Annotated in this window: 3 protein-coding genes; all 3 read right to left on the bottom strand. The window is 43.3% G+C overall.

Going from position 1 to position 10,967, the window contains the following annotated elements; genetic code table 11:
* Positions 1–516: 516 nt before the first annotated feature.
* From Q7U33_RS02505 to Q7U33_RS02495, 3 genes are read right to left on the bottom strand one after another with little or no spacing between them, the layout of a single operon-like run.
* Complete coding sequence (locus Q7U33_RS02505; RefSeq protein ID WP_304858011.1) at positions 517–2,619, bottom strand: HlyD family efflux transporter periplasmic adaptor subunit; 2,103 nt, start codon at positions 2,617–2,619, stop codon at positions 517–519.
* Positions 2,620–2,623: 4 nt separating this feature from the next.
* Positions 2,624–3,991 (bottom strand): efflux RND transporter periplasmic adaptor subunit, encoded by a 1,368-nt coding sequence (locus Q7U33_RS02500; RefSeq protein ID WP_304858010.1) that lies wholly within the window; start codon positions 3,989–3,991, stop codon positions 2,624–2,626.
* 43 nt (positions 3,992–4,034) lie between these two features.
* Positions 4,035–10,916 carry an Ig-like domain-containing protein gene (locus Q7U33_RS02495; protein WP_304858009.1) on the bottom strand — a complete coding sequence of 2,294 codons (6,882 nt, stop codon included), beginning with the start codon at positions 10,914–10,916 and terminating at the stop codon, positions 4,035–4,037.
* Positions 10,917–10,967: the final 51 nt, after the last annotated feature.

Genomic DNA, 10,967 nt, shown 5'->3' with positions numbered 1-10,967 from the left:
TCTGATTGTTTTAGTCGTTATTATTTTCATCAACTTCTGATAGCGATTAACGCTAATTCAATTTTTTGAGAATAATAGCCGACAAGCCTGAGTGGCAATCGGATCAACCTGCAAAGTTAACCATTGTTTACAATTGGCTTACTTACCAATAAACCCAAAATCTCTACGTAAGCAATTGATTAATTTAAATTAAATAACAAATTCAGTAAAACCCGTAACTAAATTACAAATTTAACGCTTAATAAGCTAACAAGGCAACAACACTGATAACGAATATTTTTATGATTAAGGTTCGCCAATATGGTTAAAAATCACCTAATTATCAAGAGCAGAGGCAGACTATGGTTTCTTCATACCCACAATCGGAGACCGTGTCCTGATTAAAACCTTTTAACATACTTGCCTGAATGCCATAAGTCGTAGTCTGCCCACAATTTTATTTTTTCAATCAAGATTGCTGAACACCGTGCACAAAACAACTCTGACAAGACACACGTATTAGTAAAATCTCATCATTTAAACACCAGCCTCACGCCAAATCAAAGTTAATGCCGACCTAATATACCTCATCAAAGGTACGGCCCAATTACCGCGAATAATCACTTGCCCGCGCAAAACAACATCATTAAGCTCACCTACATCACCTTTTACGCTTAACAAAACTCTATAAGAAGCCACTTCAGGTATCCATTGCCCATTTTGTTCTCTCACCATCACACTCCCACCAGCAGGAGTACTCAGTAAAGCACTTGGAAGAGCTCTTGTGGCATCTTGATCAATATCTACAACGGTTAGCTTTATCGCTGACTGTCCACGCCCGTCACTCATAAATAAAGCACTATCACCTATTGCAATCCGACGTATTACCTCTTCATCCAGATAAGTTTCAACTATCCACTTATCTTTTGACACAAGGGTTGCAAGTTTCTCTTGATATTTGACCCACCCCCCTACATCCAGATCAGGATCTGCATAATATAATGCTCCAGTGAAAGGTGCTATAGGTGCATATTGAGTCATATCAGCTTTAACTTGATCTAGCTCCGATTGTGCAACTTCAACGGCCTGCTGTAGCACTTGCAAATTAGGTCGTTGATCTGCATCAACGGTCGCTGATTCAAGTTGCGCCTTACTTTTTATATAATATGCATTTGCAATATTCCAACGTTTTGTTAATTCAGGTGCCGCTAACGTTAGAATGGTTTCACTTGCATTAACTATCGCTCCCTCTTTCCATGGGTTGGCAACAAGTTGCGCACCAGCAGGTGCATAGACAGTAAATACTTTCTCTGGTTTTATTACACCAGAAGTCACTACTCGACTTGGCCAAGGTAGTGAAATAAGTAACAGCAGAATTAAACAAAAAAATAAGCTTCTTCTGGATTGTGACTGTTGCCTAATCAACGGCCATTTTTGACGCCACACTTTAAACTCACCATACAATGGCATTAAAACAAACCAAACAATTTCAACGATGAAAAGGAATATACCGACTACCTTGATAAAAAAACTGTAGACCAATGCAGCAATAGCAAAAAACAATATCAACCGATAAGCCCATGTTGCATAGGCAAATATTATCAACCAACGGGTACATTTCCTTGAGAAATATTCTGGCGGAGGTTCTCCAAGGTCAAATAAATATTCACGTAGGCTCCAGCGCGCCAGTGCAAAAGCACGGGTGTGTAGATTGGGCATATCTAACCAATCTGATAATAAAAAGTAGCCATCAAAGCGCATAAATGGATTAACGTTGATTGCAAGTGTTGCCACCCATGAAGTTGTAGCCAAAATGAAAGCTATTGATTTAAGGTCACCTACTGGTAGAAAAGCCCAAGCAAGCGTTGCCCAGGCCGCAATGGTCAATTCCGTTATCACGCCTGCAGCAGCCACTTTGAGTCTTTGGCGACGGTCAGTGAGCTTCCATACCTCGTTAGTATCTGTGTAAGCGACTGGCAATAATATTAAGAATGCAATCCCCATTACAGGTACACGACAATTAAATCGCTTAGCGGTGTACGCGTGTCCAAGTTCATGCAACACCTTCACAACCACCAATGCCATACCATACGAGACTAAACCATGCCAAGAAAACATATCTACTAAAGTAGAATGGAATCGCTCCCAATCTCGAGCAACCTCTATCAGCCCTATCATTAATGCTGCAATGGTTAATTTAAAAAACAAAGGGGAGAAAAAGAATTGCACATATTTTGCCGTATCATTTAGCCAATTATCAGGCTTAACAATGGGCACACGAAAAAATAAGTAGTGATGCAATAACCACTGTTTCCAACTTCCTTTAACAGCCTCAAGACGCGACGTAAGTTTGCGAATATTTGCCGCCCCTACTTCGCGCAATAATTGATTGTCACCTAGAAATTGAATGAATGCGTCAACATCCTCTGGCTCAAGTTGCAACGTAGTCGATTGACAAATATCCTCAGCAATCGCTTGTGAGTTTGCCATTTGCCATCTGCTTAATATTTCAAAAGATTGCCAATCGATTCTAAAAAACTGATTACGGATCGGATCATGTAAAGACCAGCTAGGCTGACCATCTGCAAGAGAAGGTCCTGGCAACAAGGCCAACTCTTCTCTAAGTGAAGGAAATGCCATATTTTTACCAGCCTATCGCCTGTCGAATAACAGCTAAAGGACGCCGGATAATCCAGTAGATAAGGGGAACTTGCTCACCATTTAAGCGTACAGTTCCCTTTAAACCCACACGATGATTAGATTTCTCATCTAATTTTGCTCTTACTCGATAAGCGTAACTACCATCTGGCCGCTGCACTGCATCATGTGCCATATAACGTACTTTTGCAGAAACAGAAGATAATGGACTTGCGTTTAAATATAATGACACTTTTGAGTTAACCGCAATTGGAATTGCATCACCGACTTCAACCCAAGCTTCCACCTCTACTTCACTAGGATTAGCGACTCTAATGATACGCTCCCCTGTTTGCACAGGTTTACCTATCCACTCACTTGGGTCATCAAATAAGGCGATACCGTCTATTGGGGCCAGCACCTGCAAACGACTCACTTGCCCCTCCACAAATTCAAGTTCTGCTTGCTTTTCTGCAATGCGTCCCGCTGTCATTGCCAACATAGACTTTGCCTTTACATCAGCAAGTGCTTGCTGTTGTTGCTGACGATATTCAGCTTCTACCGTAGCTAGTGAGTGACGTGCAACTTCTTTCCTACTTAGCAATGTGGCTTCATCAAAGCTAAACAGTGGCTGCCCAGCTTTGACCATTTGATTGGGTTTCACATAAAACTGGCCAACCACGCCATCAAGTGGCGCCCTAATAAGTGCGGGGTCAGAGGGTACGAGTTCGCCTGGCGCCAAAACAGAAAGATGCACAGGCATCAAAAAAAGTATAAAACATGCCAATAGCCAATAAAAACGTGTATGTCGCCACCAAGCAAGTCCTTGCTTCAGATGCCTGAGGTCACTAACTAACTGCTTGATTGTTGACCATGTAAATGACTTAGGCTTAAACATCGCCAGCCAAGCATGTTGCCAACTTGCAACCCACTCTACCAACAATGCTTGATCCTGCTCTGTCCAAGCTCGATCAGTTGCGAACAAGAGTGCTCCAAACAATGTGCCCTCTTTGGTCATCAGCGGTAGCCATAATGCATAGGCGGGAATCCACTCCACCCATTCAGACGCGACTATTTCCGATACGTCATTTTTGCTTACTAATTGAGGAGATAGCGATTGTGTTGCAAGTAGCTCAAAAAGCTTATTAAGCCAAAGCACATATGGGGCATTCGCTTCAATTTGTACAACGCCTGAAAGAGTTTTAACACCACTATCGGCCAGCCATAACGCAGATTGCCGATAGGGTAACAGGCCATAAGTATCATTCGTTACCAAAAACGCTAACTCATCGGCACTTGCAGCTTTTTGAGCGCGGCGGATTAGTTCAATAAGCGTCAGCAACAACGAGTTATTAGCATCATTACTAACTGTCATAGATAATAACCAACACCATCAAAAGACATTATCTATTACACACCTAAGCACTCCTTACGGAGCGTACTGGATCAACAAGACGTTTTATTTCACTCGCACGCTGACTCGCCTGACGCACTTGCTCTGATAGACTGCTACGTCCCAGCGGCTCAATGAACTCAATCACTTTGCCATCACGCACAAGTCGAATTTTAAACACAGCAACGGCCTCCCTGCCGCCCTCGTCTATGGCAATTACCTTTACTTCAATATCTTCAAAATCACCTAAGGGTGGCTCACCTACAAAAGTTCCTGTTACAGAATCAAAGGCTAACCAATCAGGTAATTTTTGTCCATTCGCCAGCTGTGCATGCAATCGTATTGATGCGAGTGGGTTAGAGTGCGCAAAAGCATCCGTAGGCACACTAAACTGAACAAGCCCTGTTTCTGGGTTAACTGCCTGATCTGCAATCCCATAAAAGTAAATCAGAATTGGCTCATCCGCTTTAGTCACTACAATTGGGAATGCGCGCTCGCTATTGCTAGTGAGTAAACGATTAGACTCTGTCGAATTAGGTTGCGCTTGGCTAGGTAAATTGAATAACTCCGACTGTAACCATGGCAATGCGGTTGGCAACCTGTTAATTTCCAACTCACTTGGTTTAAGACCCAGCTCACTTATTAAGCCGTCAAATGGATTCGGACTAGGTAAAACTGGTGCGGGCTCAAAAGGAACAGGATTAGGCAATGGCCCATTATTTAAAGGAGGGGTTTCTGGAATAAAGTTAGGTGGAGGCACCACCGCATTTTCTGCAACCGTCACAGTAATGTTGTAGACATTCACTCCACCATGCCCATCAGTCACACTATAACTAAAAGTATCTACACCACTGAAACCATTTAACGGTGTGTAGGTATAACTACCATTTGCATTGACAGTTACTGTGCCATAAGTTGGATCAGAGGCTTTAGCATAAATAATTGCGTCACCTGTATCCACATCTGTTGCAACAGGCAAATTAACGCTCTTAGGTGTGTTAAACGAGGTGCTAATGCTACCATCGCTTGATGAAGGCGCGTCATTGATACCATTTAAAGTAATCACAATGTTGTGCGTTGTACCACCCGCCGTTGTAATCGTAAATGTTTCTGTAGCTTGAGCTGAGGTACTTAGTGGTTGCAATAAACTATTATTTGCAGTGTAAGTCCATACTCCATTTGCATCTATGCTAAAGCTACCGTAGTTTCCTAACGTGCCATTCTGTACTACAACTGCCGGTGAGCTATCTATATCCTCTACAATTAATGTACCACCCACAGTGTAAGTGCCACTATCTTCCGTAACGCTTGCAGTATCATCTCCATCAAATGTAGCAGGTTCATTACGATCATCATCCAGTACACTAGCATCTACATTACTAGTGCCTGAAATTACAGTACCATCATATTTCGTGCCTGTGCCATCATCGATAATCGTCGTCGTCACAGAGGCCGTAGTAGCAATATGGCCGGATATTGCGGCATTCAACACGAAAGTTTCAGCGCCTTCATAAATATCATCTTGCTCATTAGATATGTTAACTCGGACATAGACTTCACCAGAAGCATCCCCAATAGGGACAGTCGGTTTACTAGTATTGCTGTAGGTTGTCCAATTTATTCCATCATATGAGAATTGAATAATGAACTCAGTTAAAGTTGCATCTCGATCATCTGAGTTTACCGTAGCAGTTAACGACAGGTCTAGTGTTTCGCCTGCACTCGCTGTCACATTAAACATGGCATAGGTAGATCCCTCATTAACTGGCCCTTCTCCTACCAATGCTAAAATGTAGTCTTTGTCTAACCCTGTCGTGGATGTTGTAGCAGTATTAGCAGTGACAGTGCCGTCATACTTTACGCCTGTACCATCATCAACAATCGTGGCCGTGCCTACTACACTAAGGTTGCTTTGATTAGTGGCAACTAAAGCAAAGGTTTCAGGCCCCTCAAAAACGGCTGGATTATCATTGATTATGGTGGTACGAACAAGCAATTTATTGCCAGCAGGGACTTCAATCGCAAGGTCAGTGGTATAAGCTACCCAGCCCCCATTACCATTTCCCGTCTGGTTTACATCGTAATACTCAAGTACAGTGCCATAATCTGTATTTTCCGTAGCCGAGCCTTGCGCTAATGACAAAGTCACAAGCTGCCCTGCTGTGCCTGTCACTTCAAAGACTGCATAGGGTGATGCTTCATTCACGGTAATATTATTGACGAGCAATGGCCTGTCATCATCAAGTGCTGACAAGGATGGTGTAGTGTCTGGGTCTCGATCCAAGTCAGTTGCAGTGAATACTTCACCTGTACCATCATCCCGTATACCTCCTAGGCCTTCAAATGATGTGCCTGCCGAGTTGCTTGCAATTAACTTAAGCGTTTCCAGCCCTTCAAATGCCACATCTTGATACACAGCTACCCTTACCATCAATGATGCAGCACCGCTTGCACCTGGAATGGTCACAGTACCAGTTGTGTAGCTCTCCCATGTATTGCCATTGTAATACTCAAGACTCATTGAAACATCTTGACCTAAGGTGGCATACCCTTCGCCTACTCCTGTCGTCGCTAGCGCCAAGGTCACGTTTTGTCCAGCATGCCCTCCTATCTCAAACAAAAGATAAGGTGAGGCTTCATTGACCGTAGTACCTGTCACGGTCAGTGCGCGCACATCAGCATTGACGGTAATATCAACAAAGTCAGTATCTGTTCTGCCACCTGAATCAACCGACACCATACGTAGTGTATCTTCACCCGTAAAACCGGATACTGGGGTATAAACCAAAGTGGCCAACATCGCATTGATTTCCGCTTGGGTGCCAGTCAAAACCAGAGGATTGCTGGTGCTACCAGTACCAGTCGACAATGCGCCTATACCATTGACAGAGAGCGAACCATTAGCAACGTTTAATGTGACCGAGGCAATGTCATTATCGACATCCGCTACTGAAAGCCCAGTAAAGCTAAGGGTTTGATATTCAGCAATTTCATTTTGTGCTGCAATCGTATTGACTGGTGCGCTAGGAACATCAACGTCTAATACGTTAATCGTTAAAATAGAGCTGGCTGTGCTGTAGTCTGCCCCATCCTTCACCTTAAACTGAATCGCATTGTAGTTATTCCCAACCTCGTTATTGTCTGGTGTATAGCGTAAATTACCCGCACTAATCTCTGCAACGGTAAACTCATCACCTGCTACAACAGCCACCCATTGAGAGAAAGCATTCAAATACTCTAACGTACCCTGTGTTCCAATATTGGTAATTTGAATATGTGACAGCGCATCACCTTCTATATCACTGTAGGTACCAAAATCAGATAACGAAAGAATCACACTAGTGTTCTTTTCAATCGTAATGACATCATCTGTTGCAGTTGGGGCATCATTGTCTGGTGTAATAATAATGCTTACAGTTGCCGATGCTTTTTCGTTATTTGTTTCCCAAGAGATAGTATATGTAACCGACGGTACTGATCCTGCGTAATTTGTGGCTGGTACAAAAGTAAGGGCCCCTGCACTGGTAATAGTTAATGTGCCAACTCCATCTATCACCAAAGGCACTCCCAACGTACCAGCATACTCACCCCATGTGTAACTATGAACTGCTGTTCCTGTATCATTACTTAAAAGATTAGCAATACTGCCTACGGTGTCTTCATTCAGTGTGAGCTGATCGTCATTAGCAACTGGAATAATTTCTGATGACGTGCCATCAATCCTAATTTTTAGGATAGCTGAACTCGTCACTCCGTCTGCATCTTTAGCCTGATAATTAAAGGTTTCAACATAGCTATCACCTGCATTCAAAGTGTTGTCAGTTAATGTGTAGGTGTATGTGCCATTTTGCCTGAGTGTTAAATATCCTTTGTTGCCTAGTAGCAACATCTCTCCAGTCCCAGCAACAGGCCCTATACTAGCGGGATCTGTAAAAGTAAGTATGGTATTAGAGGGAACTGTCACATTGGTGCTCAGTGTAATTGAGCTACCATTGATTGTCTGTACAGTGACTGGCTCACCGCCAGTAGGGATACCATCACCCGTAACGATATAGCCTACCTGAACCCCAGTTGCATCTCCATCAGTGACAGTAATGGTGGTAGAACTAGCAACCTGAGCTGTAATGCTTGAAAGTTTAAATGTCGTTGTTGAACCAGTCACCCCATACACAGTATCAAGCGAGTATCGATAAAATGTAACAGGGTCGTTAGCAACCAGTTTAAACGCTGCGCCATTCCCTTCACCCCACACTTTTAGTGTGCTAACACCATCCGAAGCCAGTACAGTTTGCCCACCAATTAACACATTAACTGCGTTAGCCTGCCCTGCTGGGACACCATTGGCACTATTCCATTGGCTACCTGCAACCTGGACAATAGTGTAGGTTGCACTAGTAATTGGCGAGCTTGCACCCTCAGTAACAGAGATTGGTGTACTCGGGATAGTGTCGGAAGAACCAATTACTACTTGCAAGCCAGTATTATCAATATCAGTGTCATTCGTTAGTACGGAGCCACTGACAGTACCATAATTTCCATTCGAAGCAACAAATAGCTCTTTAAGTGAGTTAGTGTCATCGCTTGCCATTGGTGCATCGTTTGTGCCTGCAATTTTAACCGTTAGCGTAGCTGTAGAGGTATCGCCATTTGCATTGGTTATCGTATAAGTAAAGGTTTCACTAAGCGTATCATTTACATTGAGTGCATCTACCAATGGATTGGCATTATCAGCGACATAACTAAACGTACCATCTGCACTCATTACCAATGTGCCATACATCCCTTTAATTTCAGTATTGGTAATGATACTGGTGTTAAACACCGAAGTTACAGTTATTCCTGATGCTGGCGTGTCGTTAGTAAGTACATTGCCCCCCGAAGCACTGTAGCCCACCTCATTATAGCCAGCCTCTTTTGCCACATACACAGTAGTATCGCCACTGTCGTTATTGGCTAGAGGTAAGGCTGGCGTTGAGGTTACGTTTACCGTTAGGGCATAAGCACCCTCACTGTAATCACTACCATCAGAAACCTTGAAGCCTATTGTTGTATAAGCATCGCCATTTTCTGTCCCTGTAGGGCTAAAGCGTAGCCTACCTGCATTGATTACTGAGGCAGCAAGCTCCTGATTAAGTGTGACTAACACCCATGTTGTACCATTAAAGTATTCTAATGTGCCATGGTCAGGCAAGGTAGTGATCATAATCTTAGCCAACGGGCTATTTTCGACATCTTGATAGACACCAAAATCATTCAGATTAAGAAATACTGTAGAGCCCTGAGCAATCGTAATACTGTCGTCAGTAGCCGTCGGTGCATCATTTACGGAAGTAACAATAATCGATAAAAAAGCAGATGACACACCACCATTACCATCGTTTACGGTATAAGTCACGGTGGGAACAGCACCAAAATAATTGGCTGCTGGCACAAAGGTATAACTACCATCACTACTCATGGTAAGTTCACCAATGCCATTGATGAGTGCGGTGTTGCTCGTAGGGTTATCAGGGGTTGGTGATGCAATCGCATAACTAACTCCATTGATAACAAACTGGCTAACACGCAATACGTCGCTGGTGTTCACATCTGTATCGTTATCAAGTACGTTACCTGTGTTCCCTGAACTAGCATCCTCCAAAATACTGATTGTATCGTTCGTCAATGCCGGCGCAGTGTTAACCGAAATCAATGAGTTCATCGAACTATCAACACGGTCAGAAGATGAACCTACATTTTTAATCGTAGTAGAGCCAGATTTAAAACTTAAGCTGTTAAAGTAGTTTTGATCAACAACGAGGATAAAGCCGCGATTATCAGCCACATTGCGGTCACCATCGGTATTACCATCGGCTTGTGCCAGCTGTAATGAGGTAAAGTCCGCATCCGTCCAAAAATAAAAGCCCCTCACAATCCCCTGATCTTTAATCGGACGGCTGATCCACCCATAGAGGGTTTCACCATTGACAACAATACTGATTGCCGAAACATCATTACCGCTAAAATATCTACTATCAAGCGTATCTGTGACATTGACCTGTCCCAGTGATTCATTGAAATTAAAATCGTGCGTATTCGACTCTTTACCCGCAGCTGTAAAGGTAGTGTCCACTTCGTAAGCGTTGATAAAATTAAAGTTTGCAAGCTCAACAGCAACCAAATCTTCACCAATCTGTAAGGTGGCATGGTCATCATCTTGTGCAAAACCATTATAAGAGGTCTGCTCACCCAGCAGGACTGCCGCAAACATCTGCCCCTCATCTCCTGGAGTATCAAGCAAGCCGTTGATCACAGCATCGATATGATGCCCAAACTCCTCTAACAGCACTTTAGTGATATCGCCAGCTGCCACGCCAGACTGAATCCAATCAACATTTAAGTAGATGGCTGGCTCGCCCTCTGCCGAATTTGCTGCAAAAGCACCCATGGCACCACGCATTTCCAGACCACTTTGCAATAATACATTTAAGGACACTTCACCCCGGTTAAATGCAAGTAGAAAATCATTGGCCGCCTGTAGCCATTCATCAGACATTGTCTGGTGGCCTGCGTGGAACATGCTAAATAGCTTGTCTATCACCATTTCAGATTGTAGGAAATCTGTAATATATTGCTGCGCCTCGATTTGAGCTTGTGTCAGCAATTGGCTTTGTGTTGCCTCTAAAGTCGCTGGAACTGCTAACTCAAATAACGCTTGTGCAGAAGGCTCTTGGGTTCCAGAGGTCGCATCCGCCACAACATAGGTCGCTTCAGCCAATGCTGCTCCATCAAACATCAATCGCGCTTCAAGTGCCATCATCTGAGCTTTGCAACGCACAATCCCTTTTGCAAACGGTCGCTGAGTTGCGCCATTACCTTTTTTGGTCAATGAAGGCCAGTTATTCATCACTTCGCGTAGACTTTTCATAGCAATCTCACAGCTCAGAAGCTAAAAATTAAAAACTATTATCAATATTAA

The organism is Methylotenera sp., from assembly GCF_030653755.1.
GTDB lineage: Bacteria > Pseudomonadota > Gammaproteobacteria > Burkholderiales > Methylophilaceae > Methylotenera.
Note: the sequence above shows the minus strand (reverse complement) of the source record. Positions and strands in the feature narration are given on the sequence as shown.